The organism is Flavobacterium sp. LMO6 (assembly GCF_009495795.1).
Classification (GTDB): Bacteria; Bacteroidota; Bacteroidia; order Flavobacteriales; family Flavobacteriaceae; genus Flavobacterium.
In genome coordinates this window covers 43,814-60,056 of the sequence record NZ_WIBH01000009.1, presented here as the reverse complement: position 1 = coordinate 60,056, position 16,243 = coordinate 43,814, and the positions used below count along the sequence as shown (strand labels likewise).

Below are 16,243 nucleotides of genomic sequence, written 5' to 3'. Positions count from 1 at the left end.
AGAAAAAATCTGTGATAATCTGTGAAATCAGTGGCATATATGTAAAAAAAATCCCGTTACTAAAACTAGCAACGGGAATGATATTAAGAATACATTTTTTGTCTTAATTCTTTGATTTTGTCATCTTCTAAATATTCATCAAATGTCATATATCGATCAATAGCACCATTAGGTGTTAATTCTAAAATTCGATTTCCTACAGTTTGTGCAAATTCGTGGTCATGAGTTGTAAACAAAACAGAACCTTTAAAGTTGCTTAAAGAATTATTAAATGCTGTAATTGATTCAAGATCTAAGTGATTCGTTGGTTCATCTAACATTAAAACGTTAGCTCTAATCATCATCATACGCGATAACATACAACGAACTTTTTCTCCACCAGATAAAACGTTACATTTTTTTAATGCTTCTTCTCCTGAGAAAATCATTTTCCCTAAGAATCCACGAACATAAACTTCATCACGTTCTTCTTCCGTTTTAACCCATTGGCGTAACCAATCTACTAAGTTTAAATCTACACCATCAAAAAATTCATGATTATCAACTGGTAAATACGATTGTGTAGTGGTAATTCCCCAATCAAATGTTCCTGAATCTGGAGTTAATTTTTTATTTAAAATTTCATAAAAGGCAGATGTTGCTCTCGAATCTTTAGAAAAAACAACAATTTTATCGCCTTTCGCCATATTTAAGTCTACTCCTTTAAATAAAACATCGCCATCGATAGAAGCACTTAAATTTTGAACATTTAAAATTTGATCTCCAGCTTCTCTTTCTGTATCAAAAATAATGGCAGGATATCTTCTACTTGAAGGTTTAATCTCGTCTAAATTTAATTTTTCAATCATTTTTTTACGAGAAGTTGCTTGTTTTGATTTGGCAACATTCGCGCTAAAACGACGAATAAACTCTTCCAACTCCGCTTTTTTCTCTTCCGCTTTCTTATTTTGTTGTGCTTTTTGACGAGCCGCTAATTGCGAAGATTCGTACCAAAACGTATAATTTCCAGAATAATGTGTAATTTTTCCGAAATCAATATCTGAAACGTGTGTACAAACCGCATCTAAAAAGTGACGGTCATGCGAAACCACTAAAACCGTATTTTCATAATTGGCTAAGAAATTTTCTAACCAACCAATCGTTTCAAAATCCAAGTCATTGGTAGGCTCATCCATAATCAACACATCTGGATTTCCAAATAAAGCTTGTGCTAATAAAACACGAACTTTAAGTTTTCCATCCATCTCGCTCATTAAAGTGTAATGATATTCTGCACCAATTTCTAAGTTTGAAAGCATAGTTGCAGCATCACTTTCTGCATTCCATCCGTTCATTTCGTCAAACTGCAATTGTAACTCACCAATTCGGTTGGCATTTTCATCGGTATAATCAGCATACAAAGCATCCATTTCTGTTTTAATTGCATGCAATACTTTATTTCCCATTAAAACTGTTTCTAAAACAGTATGTTCGTCAAATAAATTGTGATTTTGGTTTAAAACCGACATACGTTTCCCTGGTTCAAGAATAACTCTACCAGATGTTGGATCCATTTCACCCGCAATAATTTTCATGAAAGTAGATTTCCCAGCACCATTAGCACCAATGATTCCGTAGCAATTACCTTGAGTGAACGTTGTATTTACTTCATCGAATAAAATTCGTTTACCAAATTGAACCGATAAATTTGAAACTGTTAACATTTTTGTATTTTTTTATAAAACTGTTGCAAAAGTACTAAAAATAGTAGATTTTTGAACATTATAATTATAATTAATATAGGTTTATTTTAACTGAATGTTAACAAGCTAATTTAATTTTAACTAATACATTTGTTCTGAAAACAATAATCAATTAAATGATTAAAAATTACATTAAATACTTCTTGCCGCTTTCTGTGGTGCTTTTTACGTCTTTAACTTCTTGTAAAAAAGTTTTTAAAGAAGATAATTTTGTAGCTTACTTTGGAGGTGAAATATTAAATCCACAAGAAAAATATGTATTGTTTTTAAAAGATGATGAAGTGATTGACACAATTTATCTGGACAAAAACAATCGCTTTATGCATAAATTTGACTCACTAGCGCCTGGTTTGTATACTTATAAGCACAATCCTGAATATCAATATGTATATTTTGATAAGAATGATAGTTTAATGCTTAGAGTAAATACATTTGATTTTGATAACTCGGTTGTGTTTTGTGGAAGAGGCGATGAAAAAAACAATTTTTTAATGGAATTGTTTCTAAAAAATGACGCAGACCGTTCTTTAATGTATGATAAATTTGATAAAGATGTAAAAAGTTTTATAAAAAACATCGATTCAAGTTATGCTATTAGAAAATCATTTTATTTAAAACGCAAAGCCGAAATTGGTTGGGATGAAAATTTTGATTTAGTTGCAAGAGCAAGTTTAAATTTTCATCACATAACAAAAAAAGAAATATATCCTTACGCACATCAATTTAGAACTGGAGAAAATATTAGAACTAAGTTACCTTCTAATTATTATGATCACAGAAAAGAGGTTGATTTTGAAAATGCACTTTTAACAAACTATTCTCCTTTTATAAAATATGTAAGCGTTATGTTAAATAACGTTTCTTTACAAAAAGATCATTTAGATTTAAATGAAAATTCATTAGAGAATAATATTGAAAAATTAAATATTACCGACACTTTAATTAAAAATCAAAAAGTTAAAAATGTTGTATTAAATAACGTTGCAATGATGTACTTGTTAGAAGATCAAAACATGTACAACAACCAGAAATTTATTGAACGCTATTTACAATTGTCTAGTGATACTAAAAATAAGGAAGAAATTAGAGAGTTATCAAACTCTGTAAAAAATTTAAAAGTAGGCAATACATTACCTAATATAAATTTAACAAACACTTCTAACGAGACCGTAGCTGTTAATAGTATTATAACTAAACCAACTGTTTTATTCTTTTGGACAAGTCATGCAGAATCGCATTTTGTAGCATCACATAAAAAAATTGCAGAACTACAGATAAAATATCCTAATTATGAATTTATTGCAGTAAATGTAAACGATACTAAAATTAATTGGGAAAATTCCTTAAAAAAATACAAGTTTGAAATTGCTAAAGAATTTCATGTAGAAGATTTTGAATTAGTTAAGAAAAAATGGGTCATCACTAAAATTCATAGAATCATCATTTTAAATGAAGATGGCACCATTAAAAATGGATTTGCTAATCTGTTTGATGTAAATTTTGAACAGAATTTGAAATAAAATTAGTTTTGTTTATGGTTAACCAATACTAATAAAAAAAAGCGTTCTAATTAGAACGCTTTTTTGTTTTTATACTAGAAATTATTTATTTCCTTTTTCGTAATCTGCAATAAACTGAGCAATTCCGATATCTGTTAATGGATGTTTTAATAATCCAGTAATTGAAGATAAAGGTCCTGTCATAACATCCGCACCAATTTTAGCACAGTTAATTACATGCATGGTATGACGAACAGAAGCTGCTAAAATTTGCGTTTCAAATCCGTAGTTATCATAAATTTGACGAATTTCATCAATTAAATTTAAACCATCTGTAGAAACATCATCTAATCTTCCTAAGAAAGGTGAACAATAAGTTGCTCCAGCTTTTGCAGCTAATAACGCTTGTCCAGCAGAGAAAATTAAGGTTACATTCGTTTTAATTCCTTTATCAGAGAAATACTTACATGCTTTTACACCTTCTTTAGTCATAGGTAATTTTACCACGATTTGTTCGTGTAAGTCAGCTAACTCCTCACCTTCTCTAATCATTCCTTCTAAATCCATTGCATTTACTTCTGCACTTACATCACCGTCAACAATATTACAAATGTCTACGTAATGTTTTAGGATATTATTTTTTCCTGTAATACCTTCTTTAGCCATTAACGATGGGTTTGTAGTAACTCCGTCTAAAATACCTAACTCTTGTGCTTCTTTAATTTGCTCTAAATTAGCTGTGTCAATAAAAAATTTCATCTTTTTTAAATTTTAAAATATTGCGTGTTGTTTTGTCCTTCGACAAGCTCAGGATAAATTGTGTTGGCAAAAGTAAGAAATCAATTCTTAATAATATAAAAAAACCGCTCCATAAAATGAAGCGGTTAAGCAAAAACTAAAAATTAAATTATGCTTGTTGGTTTGAAGTAGATTTTACAGCTAAATTGTAAATTACTAATCCAAATCCAATTTTGTTTATAGCATCTGCTATATTGTAAGCGATATCTACATTTCCTTTACCAAAAATACCTGTGTACCATCCATCAGTACCTAACATGTATCCTAAAGGATAAATTGCCCATCCAACTAGAACGAACCAACATAAAATTTTGTGTGCTTCTAATACGTTTCCACCAGCAGCTTTGGCTAATTTAGACGCTTCTCCTAACCAAATTTCATAGGCAATTGCGAAGTAAGCAATACCAGAAACTAATCCCCAAATCCATGCATTTGATGGGTCAACAGCTTCACCAAAATATCCAGTAACTAACATTACGATTGAATAGAAAATCATTTTCCACAACAAACTTTGTTTAGCACCAGCTACTTTTAATATTAAATAAAATTCTAAACACATTAACGGCACAGTTAAAACCCAGTCAACATATCTAAAGAAAGTTGGCGACTCTTGGAAAGCATTCCAATAATCACGCATGTAAAAATAATGAACGGCAGCAATAAAAGTAATCAAACCTGAAACCAATACTGAAGTACGCCACTTTTTATCAAATTGATTTAATGATAAAAAGAAAAAAGCGGAAGCAGCCATCATAGCCATACTTCCAATAAAAAATGTAAACCCCACATAATCATTAGGTAACATTTTTGCTACACTAGATGATAGAAACATTAAATTTGTCATAATAATAATAGTTTAAATTAGTTTGTTTAAGTAAATTTACAAAAAATTAAACAATATAAACAAGTTTTTGTTTAATTATTTTATTAAAATATCAAACAAAATTAAATAAAAATGTATAAAATACAGAATTTATCGGTCTTTACAAGCTTTTTAGGTCTTTGGCTAAATTCTTATTTATCAGAGAGAAACCAAATATTTTTGGGATTTTTATTGATTTTTACGTTTGGGATTTTGCATGGAGCTAACGATTTGGTATTAATAAGTCAACTTGAAAATAGAAAAAAGCAAAATTTTTTAAAAATTTTAATATCCTATATAATTGTTGTTCTGATTTCTGTATTGCTATTTACAAATATTCCAATAGTAGCTTTAATATTATTTATATTAGTTAGCGCTTATCATTTTGGAGAACAACATTGGGAAGAAATTATAAAAGATGGAAATAAATTCATAAAGAAAATATTCCAATTCAATTATGGTTTAGTAATCTTACTCTTATTATTTTATTTTAACAAACAAGAAGTTATAGAAATTGTTTTTAAAATTACAGCTTTTGCAATTACTGAAATAACAATAAGTATTGTGTTTTTTATAGTATTAGTATTGTTTTTAATTAATACCTATATAATGTATAAGAATTCAGCATCTTTTAAAAAGATTGTAATTGAACAACTATTTTACTTGATGTTGCTCTGTTTAATATTTAAAGTTTCAGGTTTGATATGGGGATTTACGATTTACTTTATTTTTTGGCACAGTATACCGTCTTTAAATGATCAAATACGTTTTTTATATGGTAACTATTCGTTTATCAATTTTAAGAAATACTTTAAATCTGCTTTTTTGTATTGGATAATTTCCTTAGTCGGAATAAGTCTTTTATATCTAATATCTAAAGACATGATTATATTTGATGCTTTGTTTTTTTCATTTTTAGCATCAATAACATTTCCACATGCTATTGTAATACTTAAGATGTATAAAAAATAAGATTTACAACTTATAATGATTCATCAACATTTTTTCATACACCGTATCAGGCAAAATGCGTTTTAAAACAATAGAAAACTTTTGCATAAAAGCACCAACTTTATAATGTACTTTGGGTTTTTTAGTTTGAATAATAGCAAAAATTGCTTCTGCCATTTCATTTGGATTACTTCCGCTATCAACGTGCGAATCCATTTCTTTTAACGTATTTCCATAAGGAAATTCGTAAGCCGAACCTTTCACAACCGGTGCATGATAACGACCTGCTGCAATATTAGTAGCAAAATCGCCTGGTGCTACGTTTGTAATATCAATTCCGAAAGACTTTACTTCCATTCGCAACGCTTCGGTAATTAATTCTAGAGCTCCTTTTGAAGCCGAATAAACGCCACGATAAGGCAATCCCATATAACCAGCAATAGAGGTTATATTAATGATTAAACCCGATTTTTGTTCGCGCATTTGAGGCAAAACCGCTTTCATTACTTCGATTGGTCCAAATAAATTTGTTTCGAAATTATTTTGGATTTCTTCGGTTGGGATTTCTTCAATTGGACCTGTAATTCCAACTCCCGCATTATTAATTACGACATCTAATCTTCCAGATTTCTGAATCACTTCAGTAACACAATTCACAATACTTTGCTTATTGCGAACATCTAAAGCTACTAATGGAAATATCGAATTCGTGATTTTTTCAGGATTTCGGCTTGTGCCATATACTACAAAACCTTTTTGATGCAAAAACGCGCCAATTGATTTTCCAATTCCTGATGAACCACCTGTAATTAATACTACTTTACTCATTTTAGTGTGAATTATAATGCGAAAATACGGCTTTAAATTATTTCAAGGAAATTCCCAGCCCAACTTTCTCTGAAAGCAACACTTTTCCTTTTTCGATGGTGCTACCAAAAGCGATGTCGTTGGCAATTAAATTCGCACCATCTAAATCAACATAATCTACTAATGGAACCAAAACTGCTCCGGCTGAAATTCCTACGGTAGATTCGGTCATACAACCTATCATGATTTTGAAATCGTTTGCTCTCGCTTCTTTGATTAGTTGTATAGCGGGAGTCAATCCACCTGTTTTCACCAATTTAATATTAATGGTTTTATAATGCGATTTTAAATCGGAAAGTTTGGTTTGTTCTTGACAATCTTCATCTGCCATCCAATTCGCAAATTTAGAAGCATTCAAGTGTGAATAGTTTGAAATTCCAATTTTCATGGGTTGTTCAATATAAGTAAATTGAGCAGATGACGAATTTTCTTCCAATTGCTGACATTCGGAAATAGAGAAACTTCCATTCGCATCTAAAGCGATTTCTTTTTCGCAATTTAATAGTAAATCCAATGCTTTTTCATCATAATGATTCCATTTTACCTTGAATTTATTCCAATCCGATTTTGCGATTTTTTGCAATTGTTCTTCAATTGGCGCCACACTTATCGTGATGGAAGATTCGGGTAATTGTTGTATTTCAATTGAATTTAATTCTAAGAAACTCTTGTTTTCTAACTTCCCAAACAAATCCCAATACGCACAATCTATAGCCGAACGCAAAAAAGAATGCAATTGTAAACTTTCTAAAAAAGCATAAAATTCGGTTGGATGATTTATGGATTTTTTTTCTATCTGTGTTTGGATTTCTGATAATTTCTGAATGAAATCATTTAAATTAATTCCATAATAATCAATTGCGGTGCATTCGCCATAACCTGTTTTTCCGTTTTTGGAAAGCGAAACAATTAAGGCTTCTCTGAACGAGTAACTTCCATAACTAATTGAAAACGTTTCTTTTAGTTGTAAGCGAACAATTTGCCAAGTGATTTGCATAGGAAATAGAATTGGTGTAAAAATAAAAAATCTCCGCAAAGGGAGATAAATAATATAAAAAAGATTGCTTCTTTCCTAGTAAATAAAAAATGGCAAGCGACCTACATCGCACCGCTACAACCACATACCTTTGCTGTGTTCCCACCCTGGAGGAGTCTGCAGGAGCTGGTCGTGTAGGACTTGCCGCTGCAAATATACAATCTTTTTATATTTTTGCAAGGCAATTGTGAGTATAAAAAATCATTGTATATTTACCTTATTAAATATTTCAACCATGTTAAAAGTTAAGCTATTCGCTTTCATTGTATTAGGTGTAATTTCGACTTCATGTAAAGACGATGAAAATGCATTAAAAAATTTATTTGAAATTGATACAACCAACATAAAACCAATTTTAAAACTCGAAGAAAGTGTTGACTTTGTCTTAAAAAACAAAGAAAATAAAGTTATTGATTCGGTTATTTATTATGTAAATAATGTAAAAGTAGGAGCTGTAAAAGGAAATGAAAAATTACACTTTGATTTAAACAAGCAGAAATTAGGAAATCAAACAATTAAAGCATTAGTTTATTTTGAAGGAAAAAATATTGATGTTACTTCTGGTTTTTCCATTTTTTCTAGTGTAGAAGCAAAAGTTTTAAACTTTAAAATTCTAAATACCTATCCACATGATATAAAAGCCTATACACAAGGTTTTGAATTTTATCGTGACACCTTATTTGAAGGGACAGGAAATGGCGCAGGAAATTCAACAGGAATAAAAGGAAAATCAAGTTTAAGAAAAACCGATTACAGAACAGGGAAAGTACTTAAATTAATTGAACTTGAAGATCGTTTTTTTGGCGAAGGAATAACCATTTTAAATAATAAGGTATATCAATTGACTTGGAGAAATAAAGAAGGCTATGTGTACAATGCTGATACTTTTAAAAAAGAAAAAACATTTACTTATGAAATGGAAGGTTGGGGTATTACAAATGATGGCGAAAAGTTATATATGAGTGATGGATCGGAAAAAATTTACATTTTAAACCCTGAAACCTTAAAAGTGGAAGATTATTTTAATGTGTACACAAATGGTTCAAAAATTGAATCGGTTAACGAATTAGAATGGATAAATGGAAAAATTTGGGCAAACATTTATCAAAAAGACGCAATAGCAATAATTGACCCAAAAACAGGAAGTGTTGAAAATGTAATTAATTGTGCGGAGTTAAAAGGAAAAGTTACACAACATCCCGACTTAGATTACTTTAATGGAATTGCATACAACCCAAAAACAAAAACAGTTTTTGTAACAGGTAAAAATTGGGATAAAACTTTTGAGATTACAGTTGAGTAAAAGATATCAAAATCCTTAAGAGTTTCTTAAGGATTTTTTCTTTTTGTAAAACTCTTTAGAGCTAATATAAATTGTTTTATCTAATTCGGTTTAAATCATATTATTTTCATCTGTAATAAAAAGCTTTTTTGTATAATTTACTTCGTTTTCAGTAGCTACTTTATTAATTATTTCTTGAATTTCATCAAATGTAAATTCAAAAACGGCAAAAGCATTTTTGTAAACAGGTTTCTTAAACTTAATTTCAGTGGCTTTATCCCAAACTACATAGTTTTTACCTAAAATTTGCATTAGTTGAATCATATAAATTGGATCGGTTGCAGCAAACAAACTTCCACCAAACATAGAACCTACATAGTTTTTATTTTTATACGTTAAAGCAATTTTAATTTTAACAACATGTAAATCTTTAGAAACAAAAACAATCCTCCCACAACTTCTTCTATACATGGGCGAAATGTTAAACATAACCCTAAAAAGAGTTGATTTTTCAAAAAAACGATTAAAAAAAGCGAATAGTTTATCGTACATAATTATTTAACCAATTTTTCTACAATCGATCTTACTGGTAAAATAGAAGTAGTTTCTTCAATACTTGGACCTGCTACCCAAACGGTTTTATATGTTACTTGAGTTGCCGCTTTTTCGGTCGCTTTCATTCCAATATAAAAACGAATCATTTTTACCCATTTTTTTAAACTCTTATTTTTGTTCAATAACGTTTCTAATGCACTTTGCTTAGTCCCCACTTTTTGAACGTAAGGCGTATTGATAACCGTGCAAGGTGTTCCTGAAATTCTTTCCGTCATTACGATATCTTTTGCACCGTAATCAACACAGGCTTGCTTATATTCTTGAGAAACACCTGATTCAATAGAAGCTATAAACGGACTTCCAACAGAAACGCCTACAGCACCATAACTTAGCATTTTATCTAAATCAGCCTTGTTCCCTACTCCACCCGCTGAAATTACTGGCAATGTCGTATTCTCATTTAAAGACTTAATTAATTCTTCTGGATTAATATTTCCTCTGTGTCCACCAGCTTCATTATTTACTGCAACCAAGGCATCGGCACCTAAACTTTCAACTTTTTTAGCGAAAGATAAATCGGTAACATCACAAAATACTTTTATTCCTACTTTATGAGCTTCCTTAATTGTTTCTTCTGGAGAACCTAACGAAGTTAATATAAAGTCGACTTTTTCTTCACACAAAATTCGAAGTTGCTCTTTATATTTTACATTGGATTTATTAACAATTAGATTATAACCAAAACTTCCTCCCGCAACTTTTGATGCTTTTAACTCTCTAATTGAAGCCTGAAGTTCCTCTAAAGTTCTGTAATTTAAAGCGGGTATACAACCTGCAATTCCACTTTTCATCCCTTCAACTACCATTTTAGTATTAGAAACTAAAAACATAGGTGCCATTATAACTGGATGAGTTATTTGTAAAAGTGATGTTAATGATTGTTTTTCCATTTTATTTATTTTAAACCAATTTTGAAAAAATTCAAATGCAATTTGAACCTATTATAGTATTTATTGAATTTAATAGTACAAACTAACCTTAATAAGGAATTCAAATATAAGAAAATAAAATACTATGCATGCATAATAAAGTTAATTTTTAACTAAAAAATCTGAAAAAAAATAAAATAACAGATGTTAAAATTCTTAATTAATTCTTAATAAAAGAACAGAGCATTAAAAATTAAAATAAATTTGAAAACAAACTAACTAAAAAAACATGATTAAGAAACTAACCTTATTAAGTTGTCTTGTTGTATTTTCCTTTTCTAACGACCTAATGGCTCAAAGTAAGAAAAAAGACAAGAAAAAAGCTTCAACTGAAAAAGTAATGCCTGAAGCAAAAAAACCGGATTCAAAAAAAGAACCAAAACCTTACAAAAAAGTAATTGATTCTACAGCAGTTACTCAAAAAGGATTAATTGATGTTCACAAAGTTGCCGATAAATATTTGTTTGAAATTTCTGATTCTTTGATAGGGAAAGAAATTATGACAATAACTAGATATTCTAAAACTCCAGCCGGAGGAGGTATATTTGGTGGTGAAGAAATAAACCGTCAGGTGGTTCGATTTGAAAAAGGACAAAACAACACAATTATTCTTCGTTCTATTACTTATGTAATAATGACTCCAGATGAAGACAAACCAATTACACAGTCGGTAAAAAATTCAAGCGCTGACCCTATTATCGGAATTTACGATATTTTAGCGTACAAAAAAGATGCTTCAGGAAAAAATAATGCTGCAAGCGTTATAGATATGACAAGTGCTTTTGAATCAGACACACAGATTTTCTCTTTAAATTCTGTAAATAAACAATTATTAAGTTTACAAGCTTTTCAAAAGGACAAATCATTTATACAATTTGTAAAAAGTTTTCCAATTAATACCGAAGTTAGAACAACTAAAACGTTTACTACAGTTGCACCTCAAATTTCAAGAACTCCAACTCCAAGAATTGGGGTTAATTTACCAGCAGGTTTAGATGCCGGTGTTGTTACAATGGAAATAAATACTTCGTTTATTTTGCTTCCTGAAAATCCAATGCGTAAACGTGCATTTGATAAACGTGTAGGTTATTTTGCAAACGGATACGATGTTTTTGAAGAAGATTCTCAAAAAGCAGAAACCGAAATTTTTGCAGTAAGATGGCGTTTAGAACCAAAAAATGCAGAAGATGCTGAAAAACAAAAACGTGGAGAACTTATTGAACCAAAAAAACCTATCGTTTATTATTTAGATCCTGCAACACCTGATAAATGGAAACCTTTCATTAAACAAGGAATAGACGATTGGCAAGAAGCCTTTGAATTTGCGGGTTGGAAAAATGCTATTCGTGGCGAATATTGGCCAGAAAACGATCCTACAATGAGTTTAGAAGATGCACGTTTTTCTGTATTAAGATATTTTGCTGCAGAAATTCAAAATGCATACGGACCAAATGTTCATGACCCAAGAACAGGAGAAATCATGGAAAGTCATATTGGTTGGTATCATAATATTATGAGTTTACTACGCGACTGGTATTTAATTCAAACAGCTGCAGTTGATCCTCAAGCTAGAAATAAAAAATTTGATGATAAGTTAATGGGCGAATTAATTCGTTTTGTAGCTGCTCACGAAGTAGGTCATACACTTGGACTTCGTCATAACATGGGAGCAAGTAATGCTACTCCGGTTGAAATGTTACGAAATCCAGAATTCCAAAAGAAAAACGGACATACTTCTTCAATCATGGATTATGCTCGTTTTAATTATGTTGCACAACCAGAAGATGGTGTTACTGACTTATTTCCAAGAATTGGTGATTATGACAAGTGGGCCATTAAATGGGGTTATTCTTACTTTAAAGACGCTAAAGATGCAGATGCTGAAAAAGCAGTTTTAAACGAAATGACGAAAGATGCCTATAAAAATCGTCGTTTGTGGTTTGGTACCGAAACTAATCCGTACGATCCTAGATATCAAACAGAAGATTTAGGAGACAATGCAATGAAAGCTTCTGAATATGGAATTAAAAATTTAAAAAGAATTTTACCTAATTTAATTGTATGGAGTAAAGAAAACGGAGAAGATTATAATGAATTAAATGGTCTTTACAACTCATTAACTGGACAATTTAGACGTTATATGGGACACGTTACTAAAAATGTAGGTGGAATTTACGAAACTCCAAAAACATATGACATGGAAGGCAATCAATACGAAGTTGTTCCTTCTGCTATTCAAAATGAAGCGGTTGCATTTTTAAATAAGCAATTATTTAAAACTCCAATGTGGTTATTAGATCAAAATGTATTGTCTAAAATTAAACCAGAGAACGGTGTTGAAGCTATTAAATCAATTCAAGATGGAACTTTATCTAGCTTATTATCTGGAGATAGATTGGTTCGTTTATTAGAAACTTCTTCTCAAAGTAAAGCTAATTATTCAGTAGATGAATTAATGAGCGATTTAAGAAGAGGCATTTTCTCTGAAATAAAAATCAACGCTCCTATCGATATTTACAGAAGAAATTTACAAAAATTATTTGTTTCTAAACTTATTGAAACCATGTCTAGCGACAAAAGCAATGTAACATCATTTAGCGGAAGACGTATCGTTTTAGCTGATACAGATATCCCTTCTATTGCTAGAGGTCAATTAAATGAACTTAAAAGTCAATTAAAAGTTGCTGCAACAACTTCAACTGATAGATTAACTAAATTCCATTTAAATGATTTAGTTGCGAGAATTGAAAATGCTATGAAGCCAAAATAAAAATTGAAAATTAAAAATAAAGGGGAAAGTTGTAAAGCTCTCCCCTTTTTTATTTTAATAATATTCAGAATTTATCTTTTCTTTTTTGTTCCTGAAGACTTCGGAGCACCTTTTATTTCATATTTACTTGTAGTTACATTGTACACATAGATACTATTTTGAGTTTTCGTTTTTAATCCAAAACTACCATCTGCATTTAAACTAAATTCAAATCCTTCACTTCTGTTTTTTTCAACTTCATGAGAGGCTGTTTTATTGGTATCTAAAAATACCGTTTCTTTAATGTGAGAAGATTTATGAATATTTCCTAAAAGTAGTGTTTTAGCAACAACATCCCAAAGTTGATCTTCTGTTAGTACGCCATTCTCTTTCTTTAATTTGGTGTCTACTTTAATTTCTTCTTTCCAGCTTACATGGTACAACTTTTTACCTTGTGTCATATAACTTTTAAGAGTAAAATTTGTTGGTTTAAAAGTTATTTTATCCAGCTTTTTTACTTCCAGTGTATCAATTTTTCCTTCATTTTTTACGAATAACACAACTCTTTTTCCTGATTTTTCAGAAATAACTTCAGCAGAAACATTATCAACAGTTGCTAAAATTATGTTTTTAGGAGCCGGTTTAGCTTTACTTTTTTGTGCAAAACTGATGGTAGAAACAAATAGTACAAGAAATAAAAATAGTTTTTTCATATTAGTAGGTTGTTAAATTAAGTTCCTAATATACAAAAAAATAGATACGTTCCATTTTAAAACAAAAAAACCGAATCATTTCTGATTCGGTTTTAAATTTATTTACGATTTGTAAATTATTTTACTTCTTCGAAATCTACATCTTGCGTTTGGTCTCCTGAAGCACTTGCTTGTGGCTCAGCTTGAGAAGCTCCTTGCTCTTGTGATTTGTACATTTCTTCTGTAGCTGTTTTCCAAGCTGCATTTACATTGTCTAAACCTTTTTGAATAGCATCTAAATCTTGAGATTCATGACCCATTTTCAATTCAGTTAAAGCATATTCAATTGCAGTTTTGTGCTCTTCAGTTAATTTATCACCAATTTCTTTTAATTGACTTTCTGTTTGGAAAATCATCGAATCAGCTTCGTTTAACTTATCTGCTCTATCTTTAGCTAATCTGTCTGCTTCTGCATTCATTTCAGCATCTTTTTTCATTTTTTCGATTTCTTCAGCTGTTAATCCAGAAGAAGCTTCAATACGAATATCATGAGATTTTCCAGTTCCTTTATCAGTAGCCGAAACTTTAATAATACCATTCGCATCAATATCGAAAGTTACTTCAATTTGAGGAACTCCTCTTGGTGCTGGTGGAATACCATCTAAGTTAAAACGTCCAATTGTTTTATTGTCAGCCGCCATTGGTCTTGCTCCTTGTAAAACATGTAACTCAACTGTTGGTTGATTATCTGCAGCAGTAGAGAAAATCTGTGATTTTTTTGTTGGAATAGTTGTATTAGACTCAATAAGAGTTGTCATAACACCACCCATTGTTTCAATTCCTAAAGATAAAGGTGTAACGTCTAATAATAAAACGTCTTTTACTTCACCAGTTAAAACTCCACCTTGAATAGCAGCTCCAATTGCAACTACTTCATCAGGATTAACTCCTTTTGATGGTTTTTTACCAAAGAATTTTTCAACTTGCTCTTGAATAACTGGGATACGAGTTGAACCTCCAACTAAGATAACTTCGTCGATATCAGAAACTGATAAACCAGCATCTTTTAACGCTTTAGCAACTGGTTCCATAGAACGTTTTACTAAAGTTTCAGCTAATTGTTCAAATTTAGCTCTAGTTAATGTTTGAACTAAGTGTTTTGGTCCAGAAGCCGTAGCTGTCACGTATGGTAAGTTAATTTCTGTTTGAGCAGAAGCTGATAATTCAATTTTAGCTTTTTCAGCTGCTTCTTTTAAACGTTGTAATGCCATTGGATCTTTACGTAAATCAACACCTTCAGCAGCATTGAATTCGTTAGCTAACCAATCGATAATTACTTGGTCAAAATCATCTCCACCTAAGTGAGTATCTCCGTTTGTAGATAATACTTCAAAAACTCCGTCTCCTAATTCTAAAACAGAAATATCAAATGTACCTCCACCTAAATCGTAAACTGCAATTTTTTGATCAATTCCTTTTTTATCTAATCCATAAGCTAAAGCTGCTGCTGTAGGCTCATTGATGATACGCATAACTTTTAAACCTGCAATTTCTCCAGCTTCTTTAGTAGCTTGACGTTGTGCATCGTTAAAGTAAGCAGGAACAGTAATAACTGCTTCAGAAACTGAATGACCTAAATAGTCTTCAGCTGTTTTTTTCATTTTTTGAAGTGTCATTGCTGACAATTCTTGAGGTGTGTATAAACGACCATCGATATCTACACGTGGTGTATCGTTGTCCCCTTTTACTACCTTGTAAGCTACTGTTGAAGCTTCTTTTGCACTTTCAGTGTACTTGTTACCCATAAAACGTTTGATAGAAGCAATCGTTTTTGTTGGGTTAGTTACTGCTTGTCTTTTTGCCGGATCTCCAACTTTAATTTCACCACCTTCTACAAATGCAATTACAGATGGTGTTGTTCTTTTTCCTTCTGCGTTTGCAATTACAACAGGTTCTCCACCTTCCATTACAGCCACACAAGAGTTGGTTGTTCCTAAGTCGATTCCAATAATTTTACTCATTTTTATACTTGTTAGATTTTAAATTTCAATTTTTAAACTCAAACTCTTTAATTCAATCATTGTGCCATTACTTAAAATAAGGAAAATTGACAGAAAACAACTTATGTCAGGTTTAAAACACTGACAACATGACATAAAATGTTAATTCGACTGCTCATTTTTAAATAGAGTCCTTGACAAAAAATCAATAAATGATGTAT

Annotated in this window: 13 protein-coding genes and 1 other RNA gene; 4 read left to right on the top strand and 10 right to left on the bottom strand. The window is 30.7% G+C overall.

Annotation, left to right across the window (positions count from 1 at the left end; genetic code table 11):
- Positions 1 to 83: 83 nt before the first annotated feature.
- The gene (locus GFJ99_RS10225) at positions 84 to 1,703 is read right to left on the bottom strand and encodes an ABC-F family ATP-binding cassette domain-containing protein (protein WP_153208622.1); all 1,620 of its coding nucleotides are present in this window, start codon (positions 1,701 to 1,703) and stop codon (positions 84 to 86) included.
- A gap of 155 nt (positions 1,704 to 1,858) precedes the next feature.
- Here GFJ99_RS10225 and GFJ99_RS10220 point away from each other — a divergent pair, with 155 nt between their 5' ends.
- Complete coding sequence (locus tag GFJ99_RS10220) at positions 1,859 to 3,262, top strand: thioredoxin-like domain-containing protein (protein WP_153208621.1); 1,404 nt, start codon at positions 1,859 to 1,861, stop codon at positions 3,260 to 3,262.
- An 81-nt stretch (positions 3,263 to 3,343) separates the two neighbouring features.
- On the opposite strand, the gene fsa is transcribed toward GFJ99_RS10220, so the two are convergent.
- Together fsa and GFJ99_RS10210 are read right to left on the bottom strand one after the other, a co-directional pair.
- Positions 3,344 to 4,000, bottom strand: a complete 657-nt coding sequence (gene fsa / locus GFJ99_RS10215) for a fructose-6-phosphate aldolase (protein ID WP_026726663.1) — start codon at positions 3,998 to 4,000, stop codon at positions 3,344 to 3,346.
- A gap of 148 nt (positions 4,001 to 4,148) precedes the next feature.
- Entirely contained in the window at positions 4,149 to 4,883 is a 735-nt protein-coding gene (locus GFJ99_RS10210; protein ID WP_153208620.1) for a bacteriorhodopsin-like, read from the bottom strand.
- Positions 4,884 to 4,994: 111 nt separating this feature from the next.
- Here GFJ99_RS10210 and GFJ99_RS10205 point away from each other — a divergent pair, with 111 nt between their 5' ends.
- Complete coding sequence (locus GFJ99_RS10205; RefSeq protein ID WP_153208619.1) at positions 4,995 to 5,873, top strand: Brp/Blh family beta-carotene 15,15'-dioxygenase; 879 nt, start codon at positions 4,995 to 4,997, stop codon at positions 5,871 to 5,873.
- Positions 5,874 to 5,876: 3 nt separating this feature from the next.
- Here GFJ99_RS10205 and GFJ99_RS10200 read toward each other — a convergent pair whose 3' ends face one another.
- The 3 genes from GFJ99_RS10200 to ffs all read right to left on the bottom strand — a co-directional run bounded on the left by GFJ99_RS10200 (position 5,877) and on the right by ffs (position 7,902).
- Positions 5,877 to 6,680: an SDR family oxidoreductase gene (locus GFJ99_RS10200; protein WP_153208618.1), complete on the bottom strand. Its 804-nt coding sequence runs from the start codon at positions 6,678 to 6,680 to the stop codon at positions 5,877 to 5,879.
- Positions 6,681 to 6,717: 37 nt separating this feature from the next.
- A complete protein-coding gene (locus tag GFJ99_RS10195; protein WP_153208617.1) occupies positions 6,718 to 7,716 on the bottom strand; it encodes an enolase C-terminal domain-like protein in 999 nt (332 codons plus the stop codon).
- Positions 7,717 to 7,803: 87 nt separating this feature from the next.
- An RNA gene (gene ffs / locus GFJ99_RS10190) (signal recognition particle sRNA small type) lies at positions 7,804 to 7,902 on the bottom strand.
- A gap of 88 nt (positions 7,903 to 7,990) precedes the next feature.
- On the opposite strand from ffs, the gene GFJ99_RS10185 reads away from it, so the two are divergent.
- Positions 7,991 to 9,058, top strand: a complete 1,068-nt coding sequence (locus tag GFJ99_RS10185) for a glutaminyl-peptide cyclotransferase (protein WP_008257731.1) — start codon at positions 7,991 to 7,993, stop codon at positions 9,056 to 9,058.
- Positions 9,059 to 9,148: 90 nt separating this feature from the next.
- Here the strand turns inward: GFJ99_RS10185 and GFJ99_RS10180 are convergent, their stop codons facing one another.
- Positions 9,149 to 9,526, bottom strand: coding sequence for a DUF4442 domain-containing protein (locus GFJ99_RS10180; protein WP_370514045.1), 378 nt, complete (start codon positions 9,524 to 9,526; stop codon positions 9,149 to 9,151).
- Between the two features lie 65 nt (positions 9,527 to 9,591).
- Positions 9,592 to 10,542 (bottom strand): nitronate monooxygenase family protein, encoded by a 951-nt coding sequence (locus tag GFJ99_RS10175; RefSeq protein ID WP_153208616.1) that lies wholly within the window; start codon positions 10,540 to 10,542, stop codon positions 9,592 to 9,594.
- A gap of 268 nt (positions 10,543 to 10,810) precedes the next feature.
- Here GFJ99_RS10175 and GFJ99_RS10170 point away from each other — a divergent pair, with 268 nt between their 5' ends.
- Positions 10,811 to 13,351, top strand: coding sequence for a zinc-dependent metalloprotease (locus tag GFJ99_RS10170; RefSeq protein WP_238990085.1), 2,541 nt, complete (start codon positions 10,811 to 10,813; stop codon positions 13,349 to 13,351).
- Between the two features lie 71 nt (positions 13,352 to 13,422).
- On the opposite strand, the gene GFJ99_RS10165 is transcribed toward GFJ99_RS10170, so the two are convergent.
- A complete protein-coding gene (locus GFJ99_RS10165; RefSeq protein ID WP_153208615.1) occupies positions 13,423 to 14,043 on the bottom strand; it encodes a hypothetical protein in 621 nt (206 codons plus the stop codon).
- A 116-nt stretch (positions 14,044 to 14,159) separates the two neighbouring features.
- On the bottom strand, positions 14,160 to 16,043 hold the full coding sequence (gene dnaK / locus GFJ99_RS10160) for a molecular chaperone DnaK (protein WP_153208614.1): 1,884 nt from the start codon (positions 16,041 to 16,043) through the stop codon (positions 14,160 to 14,162).
- Between the last annotated feature and the right edge of the window lie 200 nt (positions 16,044 to 16,243).

Bases quoted from the DNA above. Each gene is read 5' to 3' on its own strand.
- GFJ99_RS10225 (WP_153208622.1), bottom strand. From the start codon at position 1,703: ATGTTAACAGTTTCAAATTTATCGGTTCAATTTGGTAAACGAATTTTA.
- GFJ99_RS10220 (WP_153208621.1), top strand. From the start codon at position 1,859: ATGATTAAAAATTACATTAAATACTTCTTGCCGCTTTCTGTGGTGCTT.
- fsa (WP_026726663.1), bottom strand. From the start codon at position 4,000: ATGAAATTTTTTATTGACACAGCTAATTTAGAGCAAATTAAAGAAGCA.
- GFJ99_RS10210 (WP_153208620.1), bottom strand. From the start codon at position 4,883: ATGACAAATTTAATGTTTCTATCATCTAGTGTAGCAAAAATGTTACCT.
- GFJ99_RS10205 (WP_153208619.1), top strand. From the start codon at position 4,995: ATGTATAAAATACAGAATTTATCGGTCTTTACAAGCTTTTTAGGTCTT.
- GFJ99_RS10200 (WP_153208618.1), bottom strand. From the start codon at position 6,680: ATGAGTAAAGTAGTATTAATTACAGGTGGTTCATCAGGAATTGGAAAA.
- GFJ99_RS10195 (WP_153208617.1), bottom strand. From the start codon at position 7,716: ATGCAAATCACTTGGCAAATTGTTCGCTTACAACTAAAAGAAACGTTT.
- GFJ99_RS10185 (WP_008257731.1), top strand. From the start codon at position 7,991: ATGTTAAAAGTTAAGCTATTCGCTTTCATTGTATTAGGTGTAATTTCG.
- GFJ99_RS10180 (WP_370514045.1), bottom strand. From the start codon at position 9,526: ATGTTTAACATTTCGCCCATGTATAGAAGAAGTTGTGGGAGGATTGTT.
- GFJ99_RS10175 (WP_153208616.1), bottom strand. From the start codon at position 10,542: ATGGAAAAACAATCATTAACATCACTTTTACAAATAACTCATCCAGTT.
- GFJ99_RS10170 (WP_238990085.1), top strand. From the start codon at position 10,811: ATGATTAAGAAACTAACCTTATTAAGTTGTCTTGTTGTATTTTCCTTT.
- GFJ99_RS10165 (WP_153208615.1), bottom strand. From the start codon at position 14,043: ATGAAAAAACTATTTTTATTTCTTGTACTATTTGTTTCTACCATCAGT.
- dnaK (WP_153208614.1), bottom strand. From the start codon at position 16,043: ATGAGTAAAATTATTGGAATCGACTTAGGAACAACCAACTCTTGTGTG.